This is a genomic window from Allobosea caraganae (genome assembly GCF_003351345.1).
Taxonomy (GTDB): Bacteria; Pseudomonadota; Alphaproteobacteria; order Rhizobiales; family Beijerinckiaceae; genus Allobosea; species Allobosea caraganae.
Map to the genome: position 1 here is coordinate 79,893 of NZ_QQTO01000011.1, position 26,530 is coordinate 106,422.

Annotated in this window: 23 protein-coding genes; 5 read left to right on the forward strand and 18 right to left on the reverse strand. The window is 67.9% G+C overall.

Annotated features, from left to right (window positions below; translation table 11 throughout):
• Window positions 1–121: 121 nt before the first annotated feature.
• From DWF00_RS05285 to DWF00_RS05295, 3 genes are read right to left on the reverse strand one after another with little or no spacing between them, the layout of a single operon-like run.
• The gene (locus tag DWF00_RS05285; RefSeq protein ID WP_181832831.1) at window positions 122–3,343 is read right to left on the reverse strand and encodes an efflux RND transporter permease subunit; all 3,222 of its coding nucleotides are present in this window, start codon (window positions 3,341–3,343) and stop codon (window positions 122–124) included.
• An 11-nt stretch (window positions 3,344–3,354) separates the two neighbouring features.
• Window positions 3,355–4,542: an efflux RND transporter periplasmic adaptor subunit gene (locus DWF00_RS05290; RefSeq protein ID WP_114831766.1), complete on the reverse strand. Its 1,188-nt coding sequence runs from the start codon at window positions 4,540–4,542 to the stop codon at window positions 3,355–3,357.
• Window positions 4,543–4,577: 35 nt separating this feature from the next.
• The gene (locus tag DWF00_RS05295) at window positions 4,578–5,219 is read right to left on the reverse strand and encodes a TetR/AcrR family transcriptional regulator (protein WP_245973756.1); all 642 of its coding nucleotides are present in this window, start codon (window positions 5,217–5,219) and stop codon (window positions 4,578–4,580) included.
• 266 nt (window positions 5,220–5,485) lie between these two features.
• On the opposite strand from DWF00_RS05295, the gene DWF00_RS05300 reads away from it, so the two are divergent.
• Both DWF00_RS05300 and DWF00_RS05305 read left to right on the forward strand, forming a co-directional pair.
• On the forward strand, window positions 5,486–6,289 hold the full coding sequence (locus DWF00_RS05300) for a glutamine amidotransferase (protein WP_114831767.1): 804 nt from the start codon (window positions 5,486–5,488) through the stop codon (window positions 6,287–6,289).
• Window positions 6,286–7,530 (forward strand): NAD(P)/FAD-dependent oxidoreductase, encoded by a 1,245-nt coding sequence (locus DWF00_RS05305; protein ID WP_181832832.1) that lies wholly within the window; start codon window positions 6,286–6,288, stop codon window positions 7,528–7,530. Before DWF00_RS05300 ends, DWF00_RS05305 begins: the two co-directional genes overlap by 4 nt.
• Before the next feature lie 180 nt (window positions 7,531–7,710).
• Here the strand turns inward: DWF00_RS05305 and DWF00_RS05310 are convergent, their stop codons facing one another.
• From DWF00_RS05310 to DWF00_RS05340, 7 genes are all read right to left on the reverse strand, one after another.
• Window positions 7,711–8,496: a succinate dehydrogenase iron-sulfur subunit gene (locus tag DWF00_RS05310; protein ID WP_114831727.1), complete on the reverse strand. Its 786-nt coding sequence runs from the start codon at window positions 8,494–8,496 to the stop codon at window positions 7,711–7,713.
• A 14-nt stretch (window positions 8,497–8,510) separates the two neighbouring features.
• On the reverse strand, window positions 8,511–10,343 hold the full coding sequence (sdhA, locus tag DWF00_RS05315; protein WP_114831728.1) for a succinate dehydrogenase flavoprotein subunit: 1,833 nt from the start codon (window positions 10,341–10,343) through the stop codon (window positions 8,511–8,513).
• A gap of 4 nt (window positions 10,344–10,347) precedes the next feature.
• On the reverse strand, window positions 10,348–10,740 hold the full coding sequence (gene sdhD, locus DWF00_RS05320) for a succinate dehydrogenase, hydrophobic membrane anchor protein (protein WP_245973757.1): 393 nt from the start codon (window positions 10,738–10,740) through the stop codon (window positions 10,348–10,350).
• 11 nt (window positions 10,741–10,751) lie between these two features.
• Window positions 10,752–11,147: a succinate dehydrogenase, cytochrome b556 subunit gene (gene sdhC, locus DWF00_RS05325; RefSeq protein ID WP_114831729.1), complete on the reverse strand. Its 396-nt coding sequence runs from the start codon at window positions 11,145–11,147 to the stop codon at window positions 10,752–10,754.
• Between the two features lie 315 nt (window positions 11,148–11,462).
• Complete coding sequence (locus tag DWF00_RS05330; protein ID WP_114831730.1) at window positions 11,463–12,524, reverse strand: MaoC family dehydratase; 1,062 nt, start codon at window positions 12,522–12,524, stop codon at window positions 11,463–11,465.
• A gap of 315 nt (window positions 12,525–12,839) precedes the next feature.
• Window positions 12,840–13,667: a phosphate/phosphite/phosphonate ABC transporter substrate-binding protein gene (locus DWF00_RS05335; RefSeq protein WP_147283799.1), complete on the reverse strand. Its 828-nt coding sequence runs from the start codon at window positions 13,665–13,667 to the stop codon at window positions 12,840–12,842.
• On the reverse strand, window positions 13,664–14,635 hold the full coding sequence (locus DWF00_RS05340) for an ornithine cyclodeaminase family protein (RefSeq protein ID WP_114831769.1): 972 nt from the start codon (window positions 14,633–14,635) through the stop codon (window positions 13,664–13,666). The genes DWF00_RS05335 and DWF00_RS05340 overlap by 4 nt, the downstream gene beginning before the upstream one ends.
• Window positions 14,636–14,995: 360 nt before the next feature.
• Between DWF00_RS05340 and DWF00_RS05345 the strand changes: the two genes are divergently transcribed.
• Window positions 14,996–16,333 carry a hypothetical protein gene (locus tag DWF00_RS05345; RefSeq protein WP_114831732.1) on the forward strand — a complete coding sequence of 446 codons (1,338 nt, stop codon included), beginning with the start codon at window positions 14,996–14,998 and terminating at the stop codon, window positions 16,331–16,333.
• Window positions 16,334–16,406: 73 nt separating this feature from the next.
• Here the strand turns inward: DWF00_RS05345 and DWF00_RS05350 are convergent, their stop codons facing one another.
• Complete coding sequence (locus tag DWF00_RS05350) at window positions 16,407–17,129, reverse strand: fused DSP-PTPase phosphatase/NAD kinase-like protein (protein ID WP_425453054.1); 723 nt, start codon at window positions 17,127–17,129, stop codon at window positions 16,407–16,409.
• A 173-nt stretch (window positions 17,130–17,302) separates the two neighbouring features.
• Here DWF00_RS05350 and ppa point away from each other — a divergent pair, with 173 nt between their 5' ends.
• A complete protein-coding gene (gene ppa, locus DWF00_RS05355; RefSeq protein ID WP_114831733.1) occupies window positions 17,303–17,839 on the forward strand; it encodes an inorganic diphosphatase in 537 nt (178 codons plus the stop codon).
• A 159-nt stretch (window positions 17,840–17,998) separates the two neighbouring features.
• Here the strand turns inward: ppa and DWF00_RS05360 are convergent, their stop codons facing one another.
• Window positions 17,999–18,874 carry an HpcH/HpaI aldolase/citrate lyase family protein gene (locus tag DWF00_RS05360; protein WP_114831734.1) on the reverse strand — a complete coding sequence of 292 codons (876 nt, stop codon included), beginning with the start codon at window positions 18,872–18,874 and terminating at the stop codon, window positions 17,999–18,001.
• Window positions 18,875–18,977: 103 nt separating this feature from the next.
• Here DWF00_RS05360 and DWF00_RS30035 point away from each other — a divergent pair, with 103 nt between their 5' ends.
• A complete protein-coding gene (locus DWF00_RS30035; protein WP_114831735.1) occupies window positions 18,978–20,693 on the forward strand; it encodes a serine/threonine dehydratase in 1,716 nt (571 codons plus the stop codon).
• Between the two features lie 207 nt (window positions 20,694–20,900).
• Here the strand turns inward: DWF00_RS30035 and DWF00_RS05370 are convergent, their stop codons facing one another.
• The 6 genes from DWF00_RS05370 to DWF00_RS05395 form a co-directional block, all read right to left on the reverse strand.
• Window positions 20,901–21,857: an ABC transporter ATP-binding protein gene (locus DWF00_RS05370; RefSeq protein ID WP_114831736.1), complete on the reverse strand. Its 957-nt coding sequence runs from the start codon at window positions 21,855–21,857 to the stop codon at window positions 20,901–20,903.
• Window positions 21,854–22,489: an ABC transporter permease gene (locus DWF00_RS05375; RefSeq protein WP_114831737.1), complete on the reverse strand. Its 636-nt coding sequence runs from the start codon at window positions 22,487–22,489 to the stop codon at window positions 21,854–21,856. The genes DWF00_RS05370 and DWF00_RS05375 overlap by 4 nt, the downstream gene beginning before the upstream one ends.
• The gene (locus DWF00_RS05380; RefSeq protein ID WP_114831738.1) at window positions 22,489–23,118 is read right to left on the reverse strand and encodes an ABC transporter permease; all 630 of its coding nucleotides are present in this window, start codon (window positions 23,116–23,118) and stop codon (window positions 22,489–22,491) included. Before DWF00_RS05380 ends, DWF00_RS05375 begins: the two co-directional genes overlap by 1 nt.
• Window positions 23,115–24,644 carry an HAL/PAL/TAL family ammonia-lyase gene (locus DWF00_RS05385; RefSeq protein WP_210207932.1) on the reverse strand — a complete coding sequence of 510 codons (1,530 nt, stop codon included), beginning with the start codon at window positions 24,642–24,644 and terminating at the stop codon, window positions 23,115–23,117. Before DWF00_RS05385 ends, DWF00_RS05380 begins: the two co-directional genes overlap by 4 nt.
• 25 nt (window positions 24,645–24,669) lie before the next feature.
• Window positions 24,670–25,596, reverse strand: coding sequence for a glycine betaine ABC transporter substrate-binding protein (locus DWF00_RS05390; protein WP_114831740.1), 927 nt, complete (start codon window positions 25,594–25,596; stop codon window positions 24,670–24,672).
• A 133-nt stretch (window positions 25,597–25,729) separates the two neighbouring features.
• Window positions 25,730–26,401 (reverse strand): DUF1684 domain-containing protein, encoded by a 672-nt coding sequence (locus tag DWF00_RS05395; protein WP_114831741.1) that lies wholly within the window; start codon window positions 26,399–26,401, stop codon window positions 25,730–25,732.
• Window positions 26,402–26,530 lie beyond the last annotated feature (129 nt).

Genomic DNA, 26,530 nt, shown 5'->3' on the forward strand with positions numbered 1-26,530 from the left:
CCTCTGAACGTACCTGACGAAACGGTGTTCTTGGCAGCGCCGATGAAGGAGCCCGGAGGTTCAGGTTCCGGGTATAGGCCTGCGGCCTGTCCCGGAATGGCGCCTCGTGGCGCCGCTCGCCTCACTCCGCCGCCAATCTCGGCGGCGGCAGCCGCGTCATCGCCTTCGCGCTCGCCTCGCCGGGCGTCTCCTCGCCATGGATCGGCTCCCATGCCGACTCGTCCTCGGCCTTCGAGAAGAAGCGGCCGAAGAGCCAGCCGGTGGCGCGGGAGAGGTCGTCCATCACCGTGTAGAAGGACGGCACGAAGACCAGCGACAGTACGGTCGAGACGATCAGGCCGCCGATCACCGCGATCGCCATCGGCGCGCGGAACTCGCCGCCGTCGCCGACGCCATAGGCCGAGGGCAGCATGCCCGCCGCCATGGCGATGGTGGTCATCACGATCGGCCGCGCGCGCTTGCGCCCGGCCTCGATCAGCGCCGTCTGGCGGTCCTTGCCGCGCGCCACCTCCTCGACCGCGAAGTCGACCAGCATGATCGCGTTCTTGGTGACGATGCCCATCAGCATGAGCAGGCCGATATAGACCGGCATCGAGACCGGGTTTCCGGTCGCGAGCAGCGCGATCACCACGCCGCCGAACGACAGCGGCAGCGAAAGCAGGATCGTGATCGGCTGGAAGACCGAGCCGAACAGCAGGATCAGCACGGCCAGCACCAGCATCAGGCCGGTCGCCATCGCGGTGATGAAGCCCTGCACGACCTCGCCCTGGATCTCGGCATCGCCGGTCGCGGCGATCCAGACGCCGTTGGGCAGGCCAACCTCCTTGACGATCTCGTGGAAGCGGTCCTGCGCCGTGCCGAGCTCGAAGCCGCGCTTGAGGTCGGCGCCGATCGTCGCCCGGCGGACGCGGTCATAGCGGTCGATCGAGCTCGGCCCCTCGCCGAAGCCGATATCGGCGACGGCGGTGAGCGGGATCGAGACGCCGTTGGTGTTGGTGACGCGCAGGGCCGAGATGTTGCGGATGTCGGCGCGGGCGGCCTCGTCGAGCTGGACGCGGATCGGCACCAGCCGGTCGCCGGCGTTGAACTTGGCGAGGTTGGCGCCGATGTCGCCGATCGTGGCGACGCGCACCGCCGTCGAGATCGCCTCCGGCGTGACGCCGAGGCTGGCGGCCTGCTCGGGCCTGGGCGTGACGCGCAGCTCCGGCCGGCTCAGCGAGCCGGAGGCGGCGACGTTGATGTAGCCGTCGACCTTGCGCATCTTCGCCTCGATGCGCGCCACGGCCTCGTCGAGCGCGTCGCCGTCGCGCGACAGGATCGAGAAGGCCATCTCGCGCTCGCCGCGCTCGTTGACGTACCAGGCGCGGACGTCGGGCACGCTCGCGAGCTTCTCGGCGATGACGACCTTGAGGTCCTTCTGCCGCTCGGCGCGCTGGTTCTTCGGCAGGAGCTTGATCGTCACGGCGGCGCGGCGCACCTCGAGCTGGCCGGTCGGCGAGGAGCCGCCGAGCACGAAGACCTGCGTGACCTGCGGGATCGTGCGCAGCGCGTCGACGATCTTGTCGGTGGTGACGCGGGTGTCGTCGAGCGTCGAGCCCGGCGGCAGCTCGACGGCGGCGACGACGCGGGCGGTGTCCTCGTCCGGGATGAAGCCGGTCGGCAGCAGCTGCGTCGCCTGGATCGAGCCGTAGAGGAAGCAGAAGCCGACGGCGAGCGTCAGATAGGCCGTGTTGAACGGCAGCTTGCGCCAGCCGCCGGTACCGTCGAAGCGCGGCAGCACGGGAATCCGCCGCTTTGCCAGGGTTCCGTGCAGGAACCCGGCATAAGCGCGCATGATGAAGCCGTCCGAGCCGTCATGGTGCTTCACCGGCCGCATCAGGTAGGCCGCCATCATCGGCGTGATCAGACGCGCCACCAGCAGCGAGAACAGCACGGCAACCGCGACGGTCAGGCCGAATTGGCGGAAATACTGCCCGGCGACGCCGCCCATGAACGACACGGGCGCGAAGATCGCGACGATGGTCAGCGTGATCGCGATGACCGCGAGGCCGATCTCGTCGGCCGCCTCCATCGCGGCGCGATAGGGCGATTTGCCCATCTTCATGTGGCGGACGATGTTCTCGATCTCGACGATGGCGTCGTCGACCAGGATGCCGGTGACCAGCGTGATGCCGAGCAGGCTGACCAGGTTGAGCGAGAAGCCCATCAGCTCCATCGCCCAGAAGGTCGGGATCGCCGAGAGCGGCAGGGCGATCGCAGTGATCAGCGTCGCCCGCCAGTTGCGCAGGAACAGGAAGACGACGAGCACGGCGAGCGCCGCGCCTTCGATCAGCGTCTCCATCGCCGCCACGTAGTTGCCATGCGTGTAGGCGACGGCATCGTCGATCGGCGCGAGCTTGATGTCGGGATAGCGCTTGTTGAGCTCGCCGATCTTGGCGGCGACGACGTCCTTGACCGACAGCTCGCTCGAGCCCTTCGAGCGGAAGACCGCGAAACTCACCACCGGCCGCTTGTCGAGCCGGCCGAAGGAGCGCGGCTCGGAATTGGAATCCTCGACGCGGCCGAGCTCCTTCAGCCTGACCTCGCGGCCACCGGCGAGCGAGATCTTGGTCTCGGCGAGTTCCGCGACGGTGCGGGCGCCGGCGAGCGTGCGGATCGCCTGCTCCTGGCCGCCGACCTCGCCACGTCCGCCGGCCAGGTCGACATTGGTCGCCAGGATCTGGCGGTTGACCTCGCCGGCGGTGGTGCCGAGCGCCAGCAGCCGGTCGGGGTCGAGCGAGATCCTGATCTCGCGGTCGACGCCGCCGAAGCGGTCGACGCGGCCGACGCCCTTCAGCCCCTGCAATTCGCGCCGGACGACATCGTCGACATGCCAGGAGATCTGCTCCAGCGTCATGCCGGGCGAGGAGGCGCCATAGGTCAGGATCGACTGGCCTTCGACGTCGATGCGCTGGATGATCGGCTCGTCGATGGTGCGCGGCAGATCGGCCCGGATCTTGGCGATGGCGTCCTTGACGTCGTTGACGGCGCGGTCGGTGTTCACCTCGAGCCGGAATTCGATGATGGTCTGCGACAGGCCGTCGGTCAGCGTCGACATCACGTGCTTGACGCCGGCGATGTTGGCGACCGAATCCTCGACGCGCTTGCTGACCTGGCTTTCCAGTTCGGCCGGCGCGGCGCCGGACTGCGTCACCGTGATCGAGACCAGCGGCACGTCGATGTTGGGAAAGCGCGTCACCGGCAGCTTCGAGAACGAGAGCAGCCCGAGCACGCAGAGCACGACGAAGAGCAGGATCGCGGGGACCGGCTTTCGGATCGACCAGGCTGAGAAATTGATGTCCACAGGCTGCCCCGTCAGTTCGTCGCGATCGGCGTGATCACGTCGCCGTCGCGCACGAAGGTGCCGGCCCGCGCCACCACGCTCTCGCCGTCGGCGATGCCGGAGACGATCTCGGCGCGGCCGTCGCCCATCAGGCCGAGCTCGACCTTCCTGGTCGTGACCTTGCCCTCCCTGACGCTCTGCACCGTCGCGCCGCCGCGCGAATAGGTGACGGCGGAAAGCGGCAGGGTGATGCTGGTCTTGCGCCCGGTCTCGATCACGCCGCGCGCGAAGGAGCCGATCGCCACGGGCGGATTGCCCTTAAGCGCGATGCGCACGCGCCCGAGCCGCGAGGCCTTGTCGACCTCGGGCGCGATCAGCCTGATCTCGCCTTCGAGCGGCTTGTCGCTGCCGGCCGGCGTCACCGCGACCTTCTGGCCGAGCTTGAGGCCGGCGAGCTCGACCTCGGCGACATCGGCCTGCAGCTCGATCGCGCCATCGGCGATGATGCGGAAGAGCGGGTCGCTCGTCGCCATCACCACCATGGCGCCGAGCCTGGCGCTGCGCCGGCTGATCGTGCCGGCAGCGGGCGCCTTGATCTCGGTGCGGGCGAGCCTGACGTCGATGTCGCGCCCCTGCGCCTTGGCGAGCGCAAGGTCGGCCGTGGTGATCGCCAGCGCCTGCTTGGACGAGTTGACCCGCGCCCTCGCCGAGCGGGCGGCGGCGTCGCGCTGGTCGAAAGTCTCCAGGCTGGCATTGCCGTTGTCGCGCAGCACCTTGGTGCGGTCGAAGGCGTTGTTGGCCTGGACGACATTGGCCTCGGCCTCGACGATCTGCGCGTTGGCCTGGGCGATGGCCGCCTCGGCGCGAGCGATCTGAGCGTCGTTTTGCGCCTTCTGCACGTCGAGCGTGGTGCGAGAGAGTCTGGCCAGCACCTGACCGGCGGCGACGCGGTCGCCCTCCTCGGCCAGGATCTCGGTGATCGCGAGCCCGTCGATCTCGGGCGAGACCAGGACTTCGTCGCGCGCGATCATCGAACCGGAGACGACGACGCTCTGCACGATCTCCGTGACCTTCGCATTGGTGACGGTGACCGAGGGGCCGGCGGCGGGCTCGGATTTCGCCGGGGTGTTCGCCTGCGCTTGCGCCTGAGCGGCTTGCGGCAGCGCGCCGGCGAAAGCCAGCAGCGACAGCGTCGCCAGGAGTTGGAACGAACGGGACATGGGCACCGCTTTCGGGATCATGGCTTTCAGGGCGATCATGGCTGCGGCCTCTCGGGCGAAGGCAGCACGAGCACTTGCGAGAGCACTCGCATGGTCGCAAACAAGGTGTCGGCGGCCGAGGCCGCATCGAAGTTGAGGTCTGCGGCGCGGCCGCAGAAGAACCCGTCGGCCATCATGAAGATGGCTTGCAGGAAGCGCGCATCGTCGAGATTGGCCGGCAACTCGCCGCTCGCCTTGGCGGCGGCCACCGCGGCGCTCATGCCCTGCGCGACCGTGCCGTCGATGCTGGCGCACATGCTGGCCATGGCTGGATTGCGCGAGGATTCGGCCCAGATCAGCAGGGCGATGACCGCCTTCTCGCGCGGGGCGTCGACCAGATGGCGCCGGCCGAGCGCCTCGAGCTGGTCGAGCAGCCCGCCCTTGGCCGGATCGAGCGCTGCGAAATCCTCCGCGATCATCATCCGGTCGCGCTCGGCCATGCCGGCGATGATAGCGTCCTTCGACGAGAAGTAGCGGTAGAGGTTGCCTGGGCTCATGCCGGCTTCGACCGCGACGTCCTGCATGGTCGCGACATGGAAGCCGCTGCGCGCGAAGACGCGCTCGGCCGCATCGAGAATGCGGATATGGCGCTCCGACAGGCCGCGGCCAGCGTCGAAGGCGAGGGAATGCGGCGGCAACATTGGCGTCCAAGAATGAGAATGAATGTTCATTCTCATGCCGGAGCTTCACGAGCATGTCAAGGAGCAGGATAAATTCTCTCCTTCAATGCAAATTGAGAGGTAAATATTCTACGCCTGTCTTGCGCCGCTTGCGAATTCGCCATGCGGCGCTGGCGCATAAATTGCTTGCTCCGGCCCCAATGGAACCGCATTGTCAGGGGAATGGTATGGCCTTGCGCTCATCACTGGCTGATACGCGCACGGAGTTGCTGCTGAAGCCTGCGATGAACGACCAATTCTTCCGCTTCCCCACCGCCCGCAAGACCCGCTCGCCGGCCTCCCTCCGGAAGTCTGGACCCGCGCCCAAGCCGGTGCTGATCGTCCTGCACCAGGAACACTCGACGCCGGGCCGCATCGGCCGGCTGCTCCAGGCGCGCGGTCACCAGCTCGACATCCGCAAGCCGCGTTACGGCGACCCGCTGCCTGAGACCATGCGCGGCCATGCCGGCGCGGTAATCTTCGGCGGCCCGATGAGCGCCAACGATCCGGACGACTTCGTCAAGGCCGAGATCGACTGGATCGGCACCTGCCTGAAGGAGGAGGCGCCCTTTCTCGGCATCTGCCTGGGCGCCCAGATGCTGGCGCGCCATCTCGGCGCACGGGTCTACACCCATCCCGAGGGCCGGGCCGAGGTCGGCTACTACCCGCTGACGCTGACCGAGGCCGGACACACCGATTCCGCCACCACCGGCGCCATTTGGCCGGGCACCGTCTATCAATGGCACCGCGAGGGCTTCGACTGCGCGCCCGGCGCCGAATGCCTCGCCACCGGCGGCGATTTCCCGATCCAGGCGATCCGCTCGGGCCCCAAGGCGTATGGCATCCAGTTCCACCCGGAAGTGACGCCGATGATGATGTGCCGCTGGTCGGTGCGCGGCCATGAGCGCACGCTGATGCCCGGCGCGCAGCTGCGCCATATGCACATTGACGGCTGGTACCAGTACGATCCCGCGATCCGGTCCTGGCTTGACGGCTTCCTTGACCACTGGCTGAAGCAGCCCACCGATAGTGCGGCCTTGCCGGCGTGAGCCGAACTGCCCTCGTCCTCGGCGCCGGCATGGTCGGCGTCTCCTGCGCGCTCGCCCTGCAGAAGCGCGGCTTCACCGTGACGCTGATCGACCGGCGCGAACCGGGCAGCGAGACCTCCTATGGCAATGCCGGGGTGATCAGCCGCTCCTCGATCGTCCCGCTCAACAATCCCTCGCTCTGGCAAAGCCTGCCGGCCTATTTGCGCAACGACCATGCCGCGATCCGCTATCGGCTCGGCCATCTCCTGCGCAATCCCGGCTGGATCCTGCGCTTCCTGGCCGAAGCACGGCCGTCGCGGCTCGCGCCGCGCATCGCCGCGCTCGACAGCCTGACCTCGCATGCCCTGCCCATGCACAAGCAATGGATGGCGGAGGCCGGCGTCTCGCAGCGCCTGCGCGAGACCGGCTGGCTCAAGCTCTGGCGCAGCGAGGCAGGTCCCGAGAAAGCCAAGGCCGAGCAGCTTTGGTTCGAGGATCACAGCGTGCGCAGCGAGCCGCTCGACCGGCAGGCGCTCTCAGGCCTCGAGCCCGACCTCAATCCGATCTTCACGGCCGGGCTCTGGCACAAGGACAGCGCCTCGGTCGACTGGCCGCAGGCCGTGGTCGCCGCCTATGCGGCGATGTTCGCGGCGCGGGGCGGGCGGATCGTGCAGGCCGTCGTCGCCGGGCTGAGCGCGACCCCGTCCGGCTGGAAAGCAGACACCGAGGCCGGCCCGTTCAACGCCGCCATCGCCGTCATTGCTTTCGGACCCTGGAGCGCCGATTTCCTGAAGCCGCTCGGCCTCGACGTCCCGCTCAATGTCGAGCGCGGCTATCACCGGCATTACCGCGCCGAGGACGGCCGCAAGCTCGGCCGGCCGCTTCACGATGTCGAGGCGTCTTACATGCTGGCGCCGATGGAGCGGGGCTATCGCCTGACCAGCGGCGTCGAGCTCGCCCATCGCGACGCGCCCTCGAACCACGCCCAGATCGACCAGGTGCTGCCGAGTGCCCGCGAGGCCTTCGCGCTCGGCGAGCAGGTCGAGACCACGACATGGCGCGGCGCGCGGCCAACCTTGCCGGACTCACTGCCGATGATCGGCGAGGCGCCGCGGAAGCCCGGCCTCTGGCTCGCCTTCGGCAACCAGCATATCGGCTTCTCGACGGGGCCGGTGACGGGAGAGATCCTGGCCGCGTTGGTGACCGGGGAAACGCCGCCCGCCGACCCAGCGCCGTTCTCGCCGCGGCGGTATCTCAAGTAGCGCGTGACGTAGAGTGTCATCCCGCACGCGCTGCGGCACGAAGTGCTGCTGCGCAGATGCGGGACCGTCCTCAGAAAAGGACTCCCCGCCGCCCTTCGAGAAAGAGGCGCCTTCTCGTCATGCGGTCCCGTGTCTGCGCAGCAGCACTTCGCGCCGCAGCGCGCACGGGATGACGCGCACTCAAACTTGCCGCGTCACCATCATCTTCTTGACCTCGGCAATCGCCTTGGCCGGGTTCAGCCCCTTCGGGCAGGCATTGGCGCAGTTCATGATGGTGTGGCAGCGATACAGGCGAAACGGGTCTTCCAGGTCGTCGAGCCGCTCGCCGGTCGCCTCGTCACGGCTGTCGATCAGCCAGCGATAGGCCTGCAGCAGCGCGGCCGGGCCGAGATAGCGGTCGCCGTTCCACCAGTAGCTCGGGCACGAGGTCGAGCAGCAGGCGCAGAGGATGCACTCGTAGAGCCCGTCGAGCTTCTCGCGGTCGTCCTTGGCCTGGGCCCATTCCTTCTCGGGCGCCGGCGTCGTCGTCTTGAGCCAGGGCTCGATCGAGGCGTGCTGGGCGTAGAAGCGGGTGAGGTCGGGGACGAGGTCCTTGATCACCGGCATGTGCGGCAGCGGGTAGATCGCGACCTTGCCCTTGGCCCCGCACTCGTCGATGCCGGTGGTGCAGGCGAGCCCGTTCTTGCCGTCCATGTTCATGGCGCAGGAGCCGCAGATGCCCTCGCGGCAGGAGCGCCGGAAGGTCAGCGTCGGGTCGACCTTGTTCTTGATCCAGATCAGCGCATCGAGAACCATCGGCCCGCAATCGTCGCGGTCGACATAATAGGTGTCGGTGCGCGGATTCGCCCCGGTATCCGGATCCCAGCGATAGACCTTGAACTCGGTGAGCTTGTGCGAGCCGGCCGGCTTCGGCCAGGCCTTGCCCTCGGTCAGGCGGGAGTTCTGAGGAAGATTGAATTCAGCCATCAGTCAGATCGTCCTCAGTACACCCGGGCCTTAGGCTTGATGTATTCGATGTCGTTCGACATCGTGTAGGTATGCACCGGCCGGTCGTCGAGCGTGACGGTGCGCTTGCCGTCGTCGATCCAGGACAGGGTGTGCTTCATCCAGTCCTTGTCGTCGCGGTCCGGATAATCCTCGCGAGCGTGCGCCCCGCGGCTTTCCGGCCGGTTCAGCGCCGAATCCATCGTCACGACGGCCTGGGTGATCAGGTTGTCGAATTCCAGCGTCTCGACCAGGTCCGAGTTCCAGATCAGCGAGCGGTCGGTGGTCGCGATGTCCTCGATGCCGCCCCAGACCTGGTGGATCAGCTTGTGGCCCTCTTCCAGAGTCTCGCCGGTGCGGTAGACGGCGCAGTTATCCTGCATCGTCTTCTGCATCTGGTTGCGCAGCTCGGCGGTCGGCGTGCCGCCCTTGGCGTTGCGGTACTTGTCGAGCCGGGTCAGCGCGAGGTCGGCCGAGTTCGACGGCAGCTCAGCCTGCTTTTCGCCCGCCGTGACGATCTCGGCGCAGCGCAGGCCGGCGGCGCGGCCGAACACCACGAGATCGATCAGCGAGTTCGAGCCGAGCCGGTTGGCGCCGTGCACGGAGACGCAGGCGGCTTCGCCGATCGCCATCAGGCCGGGCACCACGGTGTCGGGATTGCCGTCGACCTTGGTCAGCACCTCGCCGTGGAAGTTCGTCGGGATGCCGCCCATGTTGTAATGCACCGTCGGCAGCACCGGGATCGGCTCGCGCGTCACGTCGACGCCAGCGAAGATCTTGGCGCTCTCCGAGATGCCCGGCAGGCGCTCGTGCAGGATCTTCGGGTCGAGATGGTCGAGATGCAGGTAGATGTGGTCCTTGTTCTTGCCGACGCCGCGGCCGCCGCGGATCTCCATCGTCATCGAGCGCGAGACGACGTCGCGCGAGGCGAGGTCCTTGGCCGAGGGGGCATAGCGCTCCATGAAGCGCTCGCCCTCGGAATTGGTCAGGTAGCCGCCCTCGCCGCGCGCGCCCTCGGTGATCAGGCAGCCGGCGCCGTAGATCCCGGTCGGGTGGAACTGCACGAACTCCATGTCCTGGAGCGGCAAGCCGGCGCGCAGCACCATGCCGCCGCCGTCGCCGGTGCAGGTATGGGCCGAGGTCGCCGAGAAATAGGCGCGGCCGTAGCCGCCGGTCGCCAGGATGGTCATTTGCGAACGGAAGCGGTGCAGCGTGCCGTCATCGAGCTTGAGCGCGATCACGCCGCGGCACTTGCCATCCTCGTCCATGATCAGGTCGATGGCGAAATACTCGATGAAGAACTCGGTGTTGTAGCGTAGCGCCTGGCCGTAGAGCGTGTGCAGCATGGCGTGGCCGGTGCGGTCGGCCGCCGCGCAGGTGCGCTGCGCCGCCGGGCCGTTGCCGAACTCGGTGGTCATGCCGCCGAACGGGCGCTGGTAGATCTTGCCGTCCTCGGTGCGCGAGAACGGCACGCCCCAATGCTCGAGCTCGTAGACGGCGGCGGGCGCGTTGCGCACGAGATACTCGATCGCGTCCTGGTCACCGAGCCAGTCCGACCCCTTGACGGTGTCGTACATGTGCCACTGCCAAGTGTCCTTGCCCATGTTGCCGAGCGAGGCGGCAACGCCGCCCTGCGCCGCAACCGTGTGCGAGCGCGTCGGGAACACCTTTGAGATGCAGGCCGTCTTCAGCCCGGCCTGCGAGCAGCCGACCGTGGCGCGCAAGCCCGCGCCGCCGGCGCCGACGACGACGACGTCGAACGTATGGTCGGTGATCTCATAGGCCTGGCCGGTATAGGCCGGGACCGGGTGGGAACGGGTGATCGCCATCGGATCAGCCTCCGAACGAGAGTTTCAGCAACGCGAAGGCGCAGGCGGCGCCGATCGCGATCGCGAAGAACGTGTTGCCGATCACGGCGGCGATCTTGAGGCCCTCGCCATGGACGTAGTCCTCGATGATGACCTGCATGCCGAGTCGCATGTGAATGGCGCCCGAGAGCACGAAGAGCAGCATCAGGATCGCGACCAGCGGATTGCCGAGCGTCGCGACCGCAGCCGGATAGGGCTTGCCGATCAGCGAGATCACCAGGCCGAGGAAGACCAGGGTCAGGACGACGTTGGCGACGGCGGTGACGCGCTGCAGCCAGAAATGGCCGGTGCCGGATTTGGCGGAGCCCAGGCCGCGGACGCGGCCGAGCGGGGTGCGCATGGAGGAGTTGGACAGCATGGTTTAGCTCCTCAGCCGACCGCCAGAACGATGATCCAGAGCAGGATCGTCAGCCCGCCGGAGACGACGACGCTGTACTTCGCCATGTTCATGCGCGTCTGCGGCTCATAGCCCTTGCCGGTGTCCCAGACGAAATGGCGCAGGCCGCCGACCATGTGGTGCAACAACACGAAGGAATAGCCGAACAGCACGAGGCGGCCGAGGATCGAACCGGCGACGGCCTGCGCCGTCTCATAGGCTGCCGGGCCGGATGCGGCGGCGATCAGCCAGGCGGCGATCAGCACGGTGCCCAAATAGAGCCCGGTGCCGGTGACGCGATGGGCGATCGACATCGCCATCGTCCAGGACCAGCGGTAGATCTGCAGATGCGGCGAAAGCGGCCGCGCCGCCGGTTTGACCTCGGCCAAGTTGAACTCCCGGTCTGCTGACCCCGCGCAAGGGCCTTGTCCATTTGGGACGGTTCTAGAGTGATTGGCTGTCTAGCGAAACTGGCCTCGTGCTGCAACGCGACATGCTCCAGGCGCAGTTACAGAACACAAAAATTGTAACTTGTAACGCAGGGTCACGTCTTCTGCAGCATGACATCGGCCCAAAACCGGTTCCCACTTTTGGGCGTCATGCTAGAGTATCGGGCCGAAAAGTGGAATCCGGTTTTCGGAAAAATCCGATGCAACAACAAAGGTCTAGATCGCCACTTTGCGTCCGGTAGGACGCACGGCGATCTAGCGCGGCAACAGCGCCCAATAATCGAAGTCGAGGATGACGCCATCGGCATAACCGTCGCCGAGCCTGAGGGGATATTCGCCGCAGGGCCGGTTCTTGGTCGCGACCAGCCGCAGGCGCAGCGCGCCGACATCCTGCCGGCCCGGAAGCTCCGCAACCTCCAGCACCTCGCTCCAGGCATAGACCGTATCGCCCGCAAAGAGCGGCGCGACATGCCGCCCGCCATTGATCGCGGCGATGTGGAAGGCGTTGCCGAGCCCGTTGAACGAGAGCGCCCGCGCCAGGCTGATGACGTGGCCGCCATAGATCAGGCGCTTGCCGAAGCGCGTCTCGCGCGCCGCATAGGCATCGAAATGCACCCGCGCCGTGTTCTGGTAGAGCCGCGTCGCCAGTTGGTGCTCTGCCTCCTCGACCGTGATGCCGTCGACATGGTCGATCCTCTCACCGACGACATAATCGCCCCAGCGAAAGGTCGAGCCGGACAGGCCATCGTCATAGGCGGTGAGCTCGAGCGCCGGGCAGCCCTGTCCGAGCTGCTCCGGCGTCACCGCCTTGGGCAGTTCCGGCACCTGCTCGGCATGGGCGGGCGTGCCGGGATGGCGCTTGCGCACCAGCACCCAGCGCGCATAGCTCAGGACGATCTCGCCATCCTGGTTGCGGCCGATCGAGCGGACATAGACGATGCCGGCATCGCCGGCCGAGGTCTGCTTCAGCCCGATGACCTCGGACGTGGTCGACAGCGTGTCGCCGGCATAGACCGGCCTGAGGAAGCGGCCGTCGGCATAGCCGAGATTGGCGACGGCATTCAGCGAGATGTCCGGCACGGTCTTGCCGAAGACGATGTGGAAGACCAGCAGGTCGTCGACCGGCGCGGCGGGATAGCCGATCGCCTGGGCGAAGGCGTCGGAGGACTGCACGGCGAAGCGGGTGCCGTAGAGCGCCGTGTAGAGCGGCCCGTCGCCGGCCCGGACGGTGCGCGGCGTCGCGTGCACGATCGTCTCGCCGAGCCTGAAATCCTCGAAGAACCGGCCGGTATTGGTCTTGGAGACGATCTCGGACATGGGGACGCTCACCTAGGCCTGTCGGAGCGCGATAGTGCGTCGCCGAAGCATGGGGCGTCCAGTGGCGTCGGGATGCAACGATGGGCGGTGGGGCATTTGGGCAAGACGGCATGACCGGACGAACCGCAATCTTCCCTTCTCCCGTGTGGGAGAAGGTGCCGCGGCAGCGGCGGATGAGGGCCGGACAACAAACGAAAAAGCTCCGTCACCTCACGTTTTGCAACGGCTTTCGCTCGCGTCTTTAATGCACCGTCCGGCCCTCCCCCAACCCTCTCCCACACGGGAGAGGGCTCCCGCGCCTCATTCTGAGATTGCTCAGCCCGGCATGACGTAGCCGGCAGCCTCCGCCTCACGCGCATCGTCCAACAAGACGCCATAAGCCTCCCGCTCGACTGCCGCGAAGCCGCTCAGACGCAACCTCGCGAGCAAGGGCGCCGTAACGGCATCTCCGGACGCGGCCAGCAACGCACCACGAAGCTTCCCGACAATGGCAGGCTGCACGCCCTCCGACGCCACCAGAAGCGGTATCGGCCTTGGCGCAGTCGTCTCAACGATGCGCAGCCTCGCCGCCGTCTCCGGCTCATGCGCCAGCAGCAGGTCGTGGAAATAGGAATCGAGCGGGCCGATATCGATCTCGCCGGCGAGCAGAGCCTCGATCACGCGGCGCGGCGTCACCAGCGGGCCGACGCTCCCCGCATAAAGGCTGGCGCCGGCGCGCCGATACGGCAGCAAATGGCTGCGCAGGGCGTTGAAGCCGGATTGCGAATGCTCGACCGTCCAGCCAAGTCGCCCACCGAAGCTTTCTGCCAGCGTCGCGAGCCCGCTCTCCGCCCGCACCACGAGATGCGAGGCATAGAGCGGCCTGCCGGCACCCAGCGCGGAAGCGGGCACCGGCGCGACGACGGGCTGGACCGGAAAGCCGCCGCTCGCGAACGGGTAGCCGCAGATGAAGGCGAGCCCGAGATCGCCACGCCGCCACAGCTCGTCGAGCGGTGCCGGCGCGGCATGATCGATCACCTCCAGCGCCAAGCCTGATGCCGCCGAGACCCAGCCGAACAGCTCCGTCCAGGCGGCGCGCACGGCCGGGTTGACCGCATACATCCGCGCATTGGCGACGAGCGCCGGCTCTGCGGATCTGCTCACGCGTAGCGCAGCCGCTGACCGAGTCCGAGCCGCTGGGCCTTCTCCAGCATGAAATGACCGAGCGCGATGTCCGACAACGAGAGCCCGCGGTGCCAGAACAGGATGGTCTCGTCCTCGCGCTCGCGGCCCGGCTTCAGCCCGGCGACGATCTCGCCCATCTCGGCATGGAGCGTCTGCTCCGAGAGCTTGCCGGCCTCGACATGGGCGCGCAGCGAGCCGAACTGCCCCGTCTTGCACTGGCCCCAGTCGTCGACGACGAGCTTGCTCATGATGTCGGTCAGCGAGAGTTCGACCGCGCTCATCGTGCCATAGGGCACGACGAAGGCGCCGGGCTTGATCCACTCCGTCCTGAGCATCGGCTCCGGCTGGTTCAGCCGCGAGGCCTCGACGACGATGTCGGCGCCCTCGACGCAGGAGCGCCAGTCCTCGGTGACGATGACCCGCTTGCCGAGATCGGCCGAAAGCCTCGCGCCGAAGGCGTCGCGGCTCTCCTTGCGCCGCGAATGCACCCGGATCTCGTCGAAGTCGAACAGCGAATCGAGCAGGCGGACGTTCCAGTAGGCCGTGCCGCGCGCGCCGATATGGCCCAGCACCTTCGAGCCTTTGCGCGCCAGATACTTTGCGCCGATCGCAGTGACCGCGCCGGTGCGCATGTCAGTGAGGTGGCTGCCGTCGATGATGGCCTTGGGTACGCCGTTGCCGGGGTCCATCAGCAGCAGCAGGCCGAGTTCGGACGGCAGGCCCTCCTTGTAGTTGTCGACGAAGTCGCCGATCACCTTGACCCCGGCGAGGTTGATCGGCGCGCGGAAGGCGCCGCGCAGCACGTTGAAATGGCCGTTTGCCACGCCGGGCTGCAAATGCATGCGCGGCTCGATCACCGTCTCCTTGCGGCCCTGCGCCGCAAGCCCGGCTTCGACCGCGCCGATGATTTCGTGATCGGTCAGGGCGAGCGCCTCGACGTCGAGCATGTTGAGGAAGTCGATATGAATCGGAGCGTGCGGCACGGGAGCTGTCTCTGGCAGGGGCGATACCGGACATTGGACGCCCCGCAGAGGCGAAGCAACATCATGAGATTCACGCTGCCGCGTTGGCCGGCAAAGGCCTCTTTTCGGCCACATGTCCGGATGATCAGGGAACCTTACGAAGAGTGACCGGACGGGATATGCCGCGCATTAACCAATGGTTAACCATGACGGCACAGTCTGCCAGCTGCGAAGCCGCAAGCCGTGGTCTTGAAGACTGATCCGGAACCGGCGTCGCCGAGCCGTCGCGACGACCGGGAGTTCAGCGACGCAAGCTTGTCCGACCTCCCGCCGGGCGATGTGGACATGGCGGCGCAACTCACGTTGGACGGCACCGCGTTCCGGCCGCGTCTGGCCTCCGCCCTGGCCGAGCCGTCCCAGCGGCTCGCGGCGGCCGGGAAGACCGGCTTCGGCGCCGGCCTGATGCTGGGCCTGCGCTTCCTGCAGGCGCGCTTCCTCTCGGTCTGGGGCCTTCTGCTCGCAGCCGCCCTGTGCCCCGCTCAGGTCTTCGCCGATTTCGCGATCTTCTCGACGCTGGCCAATTTCGTCGCGATCGCCGCGCTGCTCCGCTTCGAGGCCGTGTTCTTCCAGAGCAATGACCGGCGGCGCCTCGGCCAGGCCTTCCGGCTCGCGCTGGCGACCGGCGCCGTCTTCCTGTGCGGCATGACGCTCGCCGTGCTGTTCGCCGCGGCGGAGGGCTGGGTCCTGCGCGGCTTCGGCGCGCTCTTCATGATCTCGCTGGCGAGCCGGGCGGTGATCCGCCTGCTCGTGGCGGAGGCCACCGCCGAGGGCGATTTCGCCACGGTCGGCAACATCAACATCGTCCAGGCGCTGGTGCAGCCGGGCATGATGATCCTGCTGATCTGGCCGCTCGGCGCGACCTCGCTCGCGCTCTTCGCCGCCGACGCCTTCGGCCATGCCGTCTCGGCCTGCTACCTGATCTGGCGGCGGCGCCATGCGCTGATCCGGCTGGTGAACCCGCCGTACTGGTCCAGGCGCGAGCTGCGCGCCTCGGCTGCGCGCTGGCGCACCGCGCCGCGCATCCTGCTGCCCTCGGCGCTCCTGTCGTTCGGCTTCATGGCGGCGCCGCTCCTCGCCCTGCCGCTCGCCGGCGATCCGATCCTGGCCGCCCATGTCGCGCTGGCGATGCGCCTGCTGGAAATGCCGACGCAGATGTTCGCCACCGTCTCGGTCCCGCTCGTCATGAACACGCTGCGCGGGCAGGCCGGCCCCGATCGGCAGCAGGCCACGCGCATCATCACGCTCCGGCTGATCGTGGTCGCCGCCGCGCTCTTCGCCGGGATCGGGCTCTTCGCGGTCGCCGCCGATGCCGTGCTCGACGGCACGCAATGGCAGGGCATCGGCCCTGTCGTCGCCGCACTGGCGCTGTTCTATGGCGGCAGCGCCCTGGTGATGCCGCTGCACGAGGTCGCCACGCTCTCGCGCTATCCGCATCTGCAACTGGTCGCCAACGCCGTCGCCCTGCTTGCGGCGGGCGTGGTGATACTGTGGTTCGGCAAGCTCTCGATCGTCCTGCTCCTGGCCATCGGCATCATTTCGGTGGCGCGGATGGCCGCCCATGTCCAGTTCGCCTGGACAGGTCTCGGCGACGAGCCCTTCGCCGCGCCAGCCCCGACGCGCTGAAGCGTCGGACCGAAAAATGGAATCCGGTTTTCGGACGACATCATGCTCTAACTCTTGATCAGAGCAGGCCGCGCTATTCGCGCCGGATCAGCCGGTCGGCGACCAGCGAGGACAGGAAGCCGGTCTTGAACGTCCGCTCCAGCGTGGCGGGGTCGTAGTGGTGCTCGACCCAGTCGAGGAAGCCGATCCCCTTCGCCGCGCCCTCGTCGCGATAGGCCTCGAAGAACGCGTCGAGGATGCCGGTCTTGGCGAAGCGGAAATGGCCGTAGCGCAGCGAGAGCTGGCGCATCGCCTCGTCCAGCGGGCGCTTCTCATGGATCAGCAGGTAGAGCGCCGAGAAGAAGCCGGCGCGGTCGGCGCCCGACTTGCAGTGCACCAGCGCCGGCTCCCGCATGCTGTCGAAGAAGCTTTTGGCGGCGAGGATGGTCTCGCGCTCCGGCGCGCCGCGCGAGCGCAGCACGAACTCGACCAGCGCGATGCCATGGCGCTCGCAGGCCTCGCGCTGCAGGGGCCAGGCGCCATGCTCGCGCCCGCCGCGCAGGTTGACGATGGTCTTCACCCCCTGGCGCGCGAACCAGGCGATGTCGGTCGGCGCCGGCTGCGCCGCACGCCAGAGCCGCGGCGTGACGCGATGGGCGTTGAGATAGGCGAGCCGGAAGATGCCGTGATCGGCCAGCAGCATGTTGGTCCAAGCCCTGACGCGGTCGAGCCGGCCGGTCAGCGGCCGGTCCCAGCGCGCGATGCGGGCCATGCGGCGCTGGTAGCGCTCCGCATCGGGGCGCAGCCGGTTCAGCACGGGATGGTCTCTTCGAGCGTCATGCCGATGCCGATACCAGCGCTGGCGGTGCCGCGCAAATCCGGCACGGGCCCACGGCGCCCATGAGAGGGTTCGGCAGAAGGACGGGCTTGGCCTTTTGCTCGCCAACGCGCATAAGGCGCGCCAGCTAATCGCACCAACAGGGATCATCCATGCGTCTGGACGCCATTTCCATCGGCAAGAACCCGCCCGACGAGGTCAACGTGGTCATCGAGGTGGCCATTGGCGGCGAACCGATCAAATACGAGATGGACAAGGACGCCGGCACGCTCTTCGTCGACCGCTTCCTTTATACGCCGATGCGCTATCCCGGGAATTACGGCTTCATCCCGCACACGCTCTCGGAAGACGGCGACCCCTGCGACGTGCTCGTCGCCAACACCCGCCCGCTGATCCCCGGCTCCTATATCGCCGTCAGGCCGATCGGCGTCGTGATGATGCGGGACGAGGGCGGCGGCGACGAGAAGATCATCGCCGTGCCCGTGCCGAAGCTGACCAAGCGCTACGAGAACGTCCACAACTACACCGACCTGCCGCAGATCACCCTCGACCAGATCCAGCACTTCTTCGAGCACTACAAGGATCTCGAGCCCGGCAAGTGGGTCAAGCTCACCGGCTGGGGCGACGCCGCCAAGGCCAGGGAGCTCATCGTCGAGGCGATGGAGCGGGCCAAGAAGGCGAAGGGCTGAGGCTGGTTCGCCAGCCCCTGAGACTGTTCGAGACGTCGCTGGCGTGAGTCGGCTGACGTGGCTGTCGAGAACCGGAGCGGAGCGGACTTTATGTCCGTGAGCACCGGAAGCGCAGAGAGCCGCGTCAGACGGCCGCGCCAGTAGACGTATCGAGCAGTCTCACGCGGCGATCGCATCCGCCAGCGCTACCACCCGCTTCGCCATCTCGGCATGGAGCCGCTCGACCATGCGGCCGTCGAGCTGGATCGCGCCCTTGTCGGCGTTCTCCGGCTGCTGGAAGGCGGCGATGATCGCCTTGGCCCGCGTCAGCTCGCTCTCGTCGGGCGCGAAGATCGCGTTGGCCGGCGCGACCTGCGCCGGATGGATCAGCGTCTTGCCGTCGAAGCCGAGGTCGCGGCCCTGCTCGCATTCGGCGATGAAGCCGGCCTCGTCCTTCAGGTCGTTATAGACGCCGTCGACGACGTCGATGCCGTGGGCGCGGGCGGCCAGGATCGCCGTGGTCAGCCAGGGCAGCATCGGCGCCCGGCCCGGCACGAAGCGGGCGCGAGTCTCCTTGGCGAGATCGTTGGTTCCGAGCACGAAGCAGGCGAGCCGCGTCGCCGGCACATGCGCGGCGCGCGCGATCCGCTCGGCGTCGAGGATGGCAAGCGGCGTCTCGATCATCGCCCAGACCTTGATCGCAGGATCGGCCCAGAGCCCGGTCAACTGGTTGCCGATGCGCTGGAGGGTTTCCGGCGAGGACACCTTCGGAATCAGGATCGCATCGGGCTTGGCCTCGCTGGCAGCGGCCAGATCGGCCTCGAACCAGGGCGTATCGGTGCCGTTGACGCGGATCACCAGCTCGCGCCGGCCATAGCCGCCGGCCTTGATGGCGGCGCAGACCTGGTCGCGCGCCATGGCCTTGGCGTCGGGGGCGACGGCGTCCTCGAGGTCGAGGATCAGCGCGTCGGCCGCGATCTCGCGCGCCTTTTCCAGCGCGCGGGCATTCGAACCGGGCATATAGAGGACGCTGCGGCGCGGGCGGATCTCGGTCATGCGATCACTCCTGATAGGATCGTGCGGCCCATTCTGGTGCAATGCACACCAGACGCGACCGCAATGCAACATCGACGCGCCAAAAGCGATGGAGGAATGACGAATGGCCTGGATCGCCGGTGTCGATGGCTGCAAGGCGGGCTGGATCGCGGCACTGATCGACGACGAGCAAAAGGCCGGGCATGCCAGCCTGCGCGTGGTCCCGCGCCTCGCCGATCTGCTGGCCGGCCCCGACGCGCCCGTGCTGATCGCCGTCGACATCCCGATCGGGCTGCCCGACCGCACCATCGGCTCGGGCCGCGGCCCGGAGCAGGCGGTGCGCTCCCTGCTCGGCGCCAGGCAATCCTCGGTCTTCGCGATCCCCTCGCGCGCCGCCGTCCACGCCGACGACTACTGGGAGGCCTGCCGTCTGGCGCTGGAGAGCTCCGAGCCGCCACGAAAAGTCTCGAAGCAGGGCTTCTTCTTGTTCCCAAAGATCCGCGAGATCGACGCCATGCTGCGCGCCGAGCCGGATTTGCGCGAGCGCATCTACGAAGTCCATCCCGAGCTCGCCTTCCGCACCATGCGCGGCGCGCCGCTCCTCCACCCCAAGAAGATCAAGGGCGCGATCAACCCCGCCGGCATGGCAGAGCGCCAGGCGCTCCTGATCGCGGCCGGGCTATCGCAGGAGAGCGTCACGGCCCGTCCGCCGCGCGGCGCGGCCGCCGATGATGCGCTTGACGCATTCGCCGCCCTGATCGTCGCCAGACACATCCGGGCCGGACGCGAAAAGCCCTTCCCCGATCCGCCTGGACGCGATAGCCACGGGCTCCCCATCGCGATCTGGACCTTCGAGCCGGATCGGCCAGCCGCCCAGGAACACGCCATGACCGACCGTCCCGTGACCCGCCCGATGATCGAGGAAGCCGCCAGGCGCATCGCCGGCCATGCCCGCGTGACGCCGGTGATGCGGCTCGGCCAGGGCGCGCTCGGTTCGGTTGCCGACCTCTCGCTCAAGCTCGAATGCGTGCAGCATGCCGGCTCGTTCAAGACGCGCGGCGCCTTCAACAACCTGCTCTCGCTCCAGGTGCCGGCCTCTGGCGTCGCCGCCGCTTCTGGCGGCAATCACGGTGCGGCCGTCGCCTTCGCGGCTCGCGAGCGCGGCGTCAAGGCGACGATCTTCGTCCCCGAAATCTCGCCCGCCGCCAAGATCGAGGCGATCAAGCGCTTCGGCGCCGAGGTCGTGGTCGGCGGCGCGCAATATGACGACGCCCAGGCCGCTTGCGACCGCTTCGTCGCGGAGACCGGCGCGCTTAAGATCCACCCCTTCGCCGCCGCGGAGACGATCAGCGGCCAGGGCACGCTCGGCTATGAATGGGACCTGCAGGAGCCCGATCTCGACACCGTCCTCGTCGCGGTCGGCGGCGGCGGCCTGATCTCGGGCATCGCCGCCTGGTTCGCCGGCAGCAAGGTCAAGGTCGTCGGCGTCGAGCCGGAGGGCTCGCGCGCGCTGCAGGCGGCACTTGAGACCAAGGGGCCGGTTGAGGTGAAGGTCGCCTCGCTCGCGGCGGATTCGCTCGGCGCCCGCAATGTCGGCCAGCTCGTCTACGACGTCTGCAAGGACACGGTCGACCATGTCGCGCTGGTCGCGGATTCAGCGATCACCGCGGCGCAGGTCCAGCTCTGGCGCGATTTCCGGCTGGCGGTCGAGCCCGGCGGCGCAGCGGCTTTTGGGGCACTGATCTCCGGCGCCTACAAGCCGAAGCAGGGCGAGCGGCTGGGCGTACTGGTCTGCGGCGCGAACGTTGATTTGACCAAGCTGGCGGCTTTGGGGGCGTAACGCTTCGGCTGGACGAGCCGCTCACTTCCCTTCTCCCCCTGCGGGAGATGGTGCCGCGGCAGCGGCGGATGAGGGGTCGCGCTGTCCTCTATCGTTGAGCTTGGCTGAAGCGTTGCGCAGGCAATCGTCGCGCGACCCCTCATCCGTCTCGGCTTCGCCGAGCCACCTTCCCCCGCAAGGGGGGAAGGAAAGGCGCGCCTCTCCGTCTTAGGTAGGCGCAGTCCCCGCACTCCGCGCCCGGATAGCCGCGAGCGTGATCTGCCCGAGCGGCTGGCCATCGCCATCGACGATCACCGCCACATCCTGCCCCTTCGCCAGCAAAGCCGAGAGCACCCCGCGCAGGTTCGTCGCCGCCGGCAGTTCCAAGCCGCCAACCACCGCACCAAGCGGCTCCAACGCCTCCGCCGCGCCCACCAGCGACAACCGCCGCAGCGCCGCATCGGCCCCGACGAAATCGGCGACGAACGCGTTCACCGGCGCCGCCAGCAGCCGATCCGGCGTATCGTATTGCACCAGCTTGCCGTCCTGCATGATCGCGACAACGTCGCCCATGCGGATGGCCTCGTCGATGTCGTGGGTGACGAAGATCACCGTCTTGCCGAGGCGCCGCAGGATCGCGACAAACTCATCTTGCAGATGCCCGCGCACGACGGGATCGACCGCGCCGAACGGCTCGTCCATCAGCATCACCGGCGGATCGGCCGCCAGCGCACGCGCCACGCCGACGCGCTGGCGCTGGCCGCCCGACAGGTGTCGCGGAAAACGCGCCAGGAACTGCGCCGGCTCCAGCCCGACCAGCGCCAGCATCTCCTCGACGCGCGCCTTGACCTTCGCCGCCGGCCAGCCGAGCAGCTTCGGCACGGTCGCGACGTTCTCGGCGATGGTCATGTGCGGGAACAGGCCGATCTGCTGGATGACGTAGCCGATATGCCGGCGCAGTTCGACAGGATTGCCCTTGGTGACGTCGGTATCGCCGACGATGATCCGCCCGGATGTCGGCTCGATCAGCCGGTTGATCATCCGCATCGTCGTGGTCTTGCCACAACCGGAGGGGCCGATCAGCACGCAGGTCCGGCCCTTCTCGATGGTGAGGTCGAGATGGTCGACCGAGGGGCGCGGCGCCCCCGGAAAAGTCTTGCTGACGCCTTCGAGGCGGATCGTCATGAAGCCCCCATCCGGGCCGAGCTGGTCATCAGCCGCTCCATGCCCGCAAAGATGATCTCGACCAGCAGCGCCAGCAGTGCGACCGCGACGGCCCCGGCGATGAGCTGCGGGAAGTTGAAATTGGCCATGCCGGCGGTGATCAATTCGCCGAGCCCGCCGCCGCCGATGAAGGCGGCCAGCGTCGCCGCCGAGACGATCTGCACCGCCGCCGTGCGGATGCCGGCGAAGATCACCGGCAGCGCCAGCGGGATCTCGATCCGCGTCATCACCTGCGCGTCCGAGAAGCCCTGGCCACGCGCCGCCTCGACGATGTCGCGGTCGACCTCGGTCAGGCCAGTATAGGTGTTGAGCAGCAAAGCCGGCAGGCCGTAGAGCACCAAGGCCACCGCCGAGGGCAGGAAGCCGGTGCCAAGCAGCGGCAGCATGATCACCAGCAGCGCCAGGCTCGGGATGGTGCGCAGGATGTTGACGAGGCCGATCGCCAGATTGGCCATGCCGCGATGGCGCGTCAGCAGGAGTCCGAGCGGCAGCGCGATCAGCATGACCACCGCAAGCGCCACCGCGGAGAGCCAGAGATGGTTCTGCACCGCGACCCAGAAGATTTTCGGGTTGGCGTTGATCCAGGTCAGCATCAGCCGCCCTCCGCCTGGACGCTGCGCATATGAAGCTCCAGCCGGCGCAAGAGCTCGTCACAGACGATGGCGAGCAGCGAGGTGACGACCGCGCCGACCACGACCTTTTCGCCAAAGTCCTGGGTGATGCCCTGGAAGATGATGTCGCCGAGCCCGCCCGCGTTGATGAAGGCTGCGACGGTCGCGACCGAGACCATGGTCACCACGGTAATGCGGATGCCGGCAATGATCACCGGCAACGCCAGAGGCAATTCGATGGCGAAGAGCCGGCGCGCGCGGCCATAGCCCATGCCGTCGGCGGCATCGAGGATATCGGGCGAGACCTCGCGCAGGCCGGTCGCGGTGTTCCGGATGATGATCAGCAGCGCATACATCACCAGCGCGACGATGGCCGGGCCGAAGCCGAGGCCGAGCCAGGGGATCAGCAGTGCGAACACCGCCAGCGCCGGCACGGTATAGAGCGCTCCGGAAACCAGCAGCACGACGAGGTAGAATGTCGGCCGCCGCGCCGAGAGGATGCCGAGCGGCAGCCCGATGACGAGTGAGATCGCCAGCCCGATGCCGACGAGCTGGATATGCTCCCAGAGCGCGATGAGGACCCGGTCATAGTTTTCAATGAGCCAGGTCATGCCGGCAGCTCTTCAAGCGCCGTGGCAAGCTCCCCGGCCGCCAGCCGCTCGGCCAGCGCCTCGTATTCCCGCCCCATCGGGCGGTCATCGTCGAGCGGCGCGACATGGCGGCGGATGAAGGCATGGGCGAGACCGGTGCCCGCGCCGAGCCTGATGCCCTCGCGCAGGTCGACTGCCTCCGCCGCGACCACAAGCTCGATCGCAGCGAGTCTGAGCAAGCGCCGGGCGATCTCGGTGGTCTTTTCGACCACGCGCGGCGTCATCGGCGCGTAGTCCTCGACACCATCGGCGACCGGCATGGTCATCGGCCCGAGCGGCAAAGCGAGGTGGCGGATCTCGGCCTCCAGCACTGAGGCCGTCTTCTGCGTCGTGGCGAAGCCGGCATGCGAGCCGCCATGGCGGGTCAGGAAGCGCGGCAGGTCGCTGGAGGCAGGCGACATCAGCTTCACGACCCGGAAGGCCGAGATCGCCGCGGCATGCGCCGCCGCCAGACCCAAGCCCTCGAAGGCAAGCGCCAGCGCGGTCGTGTCGAAATTCACCGTCGAGCGCAGCGTGTCGTCGCCAGCGAGCACGGCTGGACTGTCGCCCGCGCCATTCAGCTCGATCTCGACCAGCTCCCGCGCCAGCTCGAACGCCGCCAGCGCCGCGCCATTCACCGGCGCGAGGCACCGGAACGAGAGCGGGTCCTGCACCCGCCGTGCCGCCCCCGCCTCGAAAAGGTCGCTGCCGGCGAGGAGCGCGCGCAGCTTCACACTGCCCGCAACCTGGCTCGGCACCGGCCTGAGCGCGACGAGATCGGCCGCGATCGGCGAGAGATTGGCGCGATAGGCTTCAAGCGAGAGTGCGCCGGCAACCGTCAGCGCCCCCAGCGCCAGCTTGACCTCATGCAGCGCCAGCGCCGCGAGCCCGACGCTCTCGGCATTGGCGTTGAGCAGCGCGAGCCCGTCCTTCGGGCCGAATTCCGGCATCGCAATGCCAGCCGCCCGCATCGCGTCGGCACCCGGCAAAACTCGACCGCCGAACTCGGCCTCACCCTCGCCGACCAGCGGCAGAAAAACCTGCGCCAGCGGGCTGAGATCGGCCTCGCCGAGCGAGCCGATCCGGCGCACGACCGGGTGCAGCCTGGCATTGAGCATGGCCGCAATCGTCTCTGCGAAGACGGGCGAGATGCCAGACGCACCCTGTGCCAGCCCGGCAAGCCGCACCAGCAGCATGGCGCGCACCTCGGCCTGCGTCAGGCATGGCCCGACGCCAACCGCCCGCGCCCGCACCGCCCGTTGCTGGAACGCGGCGATCTGGTCCGCCGCCAGCCTTGTATCGACGGCAGCGCCGAGCCCGGTGGTCAGGCCGTAGATCGCATCGCCGCGTTCGAGGCTGCGCTCCACCACGCCGCGCGCTACGCGCAACCGCTCGCCAACCTCCAGCGCAAGCGCCACCCCCGCCTCGCCATGCGCGACGGCGTGGACCTGCTCCAGCGAGAGCGGCCCGTCTCCAATCGTCACCACGAGCGGCGCTGAATCCTGCATCCGCTCCATTAGCAAGGCAGAGGTCTCAGCGGACAAGGCCCTTGGCTTTCAGGAAGGCGGCCGCAACGACGCGCGGCTCCTTCTTGTCGACTTCGACCTGCCGGTTCAGCTCCTGCATGGTCGGGTTGTCGAGGACAGCGCCGACCTTCTCGATCGCCTCGACGATCTTGGCGTTGGCCGCGATCTCGGGCCGGACCACCGGCGCCAGGAAATAGGGCGGGAACAGGCCCTTGTCGTCGTCGAGCGCGACGAATTTTTCGGCTGCGATCTGCCAGTCGGTCGAGAAGCCGTTGGCGACGTCGACCTGCTTCTGCGACAGCGCCTCGTAGCGCAGGCGCAGCGCCGCGAACTGCTTGAACTCGCCGAACTCGGCGCCGTAGACCTCCTTGAGGCCGGCAATGCCGTCGCGGCGGTCGACGAACTCGGTGCCGGCGCCGAGGCTGAGCTTCTTGGCGACCTTGCCGAGATCGCTCAGCGTCTTGAGGTTCAGCTCCTTGGCCGTCTCGGGCCGGACCACGATGGCGTAGCCGTTATTGATGTTCGACGGCTTCAGCCAGGTCAGGTTGAACTCCTTCTCGTAGAAGGCCTTGACCAGCTGGCGCACCTTCTCCGGGTCGGTCTCGGTCGTCGTCGCCTTCATCACCGCGTTGAAGCCGGTGCCGGTATATTCCGGGTAGAGGTCGATCGCGCCGCTCTTCAGCGCCTCATGCGCCACCAGCGTGCCGCCGAGGTTGATCTTGCGCTCGACCTTGAAGCCGGCATTCTCCAGCGCCGCCGCGTAGAGCTCGGCGACGATGAACTGCTCGGTGAAGTTCTTGGAGCCGATCTTGATCGTCTGGGCATAGGCGCCGGAGACGCCGGCGATGAGCACCGCGGCAACGGCAAACACGGTTCTGGCGAAACGTGTCTTGGCGCGAGGTAACTTGGCGCGAAGTAACTTGGCGAAGGTCATGGTCGCCTCCTTTTCGATGGCGTGGTGATGGCAGCTAACGAGGCTTCGGCAACGGACGCAAGCCGAGGGCGAAATGGAGGTCGTTCGTCTACGCAAGGCAGACGCCGGAGAATGGCCGCCTCATATGGGCCGGTCAGGTGGAAGGATTGCGCTCGCCGCCACGGATGGCGCCCGGCAGGCGATTCTCCGGCGGCGAGAGCGGGCAGACCCAGGCCTCCGAATAGGCGCAGGACGGGTAGTAGGCGAAGTTGAAGTCGAGGATCGTCCGGCCCGCCGGGGTCACGCCGAGATCGGCGCTCTTGATCGTATCGAGCAGGTAGCGCCCGCCCGGAAAGGTCTCCTCGCGATTGCTGGCATCGCCGAAGGGCAGGAAGGTGCCGCCGCCATAGCCTTCGATCCAGTAGAGCGTCAGCTCCTTGCCGAGCGGGGCCTGCAATCCGTCGGTCAATGCATAGGGCCGCAGCACCATGGCGCCGTCCTTGCCGGCCTCGACGGAGATCGTCTCGCGGTCGGTGGCGGGCTTGAGCCCGACCTCGAAGCGCAGCGTGGGGTCGTACGAGAAGTAGTTGATGCCGCCGAACCCGGCCTTTCGCGTCGCCGCCAGCGGCGATTGGGCGTGCTCGCGGAAGAGCCGGTCGCGCACGCCGCGCCAATGCTGCCAGCCGGCCTGCGGCGGCATCGCCCTGACCGCGGCATAAAGATCGGCCACCTGCCGGCGCCAGTCCTGCAACGAGGCGGTGGTCTCGAATACCGCCCGGGCCGAGGTCTTGGCCCGGCCGGCCGCGATCGTGCTGTGGTTGGTCATGGAACGCAGCCTTCGGTTCGATGCGGCGGGAGCGTCTCGGCTAGGCATGGGATCGCCCCAATGCCGCAACGCGCCTGATGCGTCCGCGTTCCCGCGTCGCGCATTGTGCCGGTCGTACTGTCAGGTTGA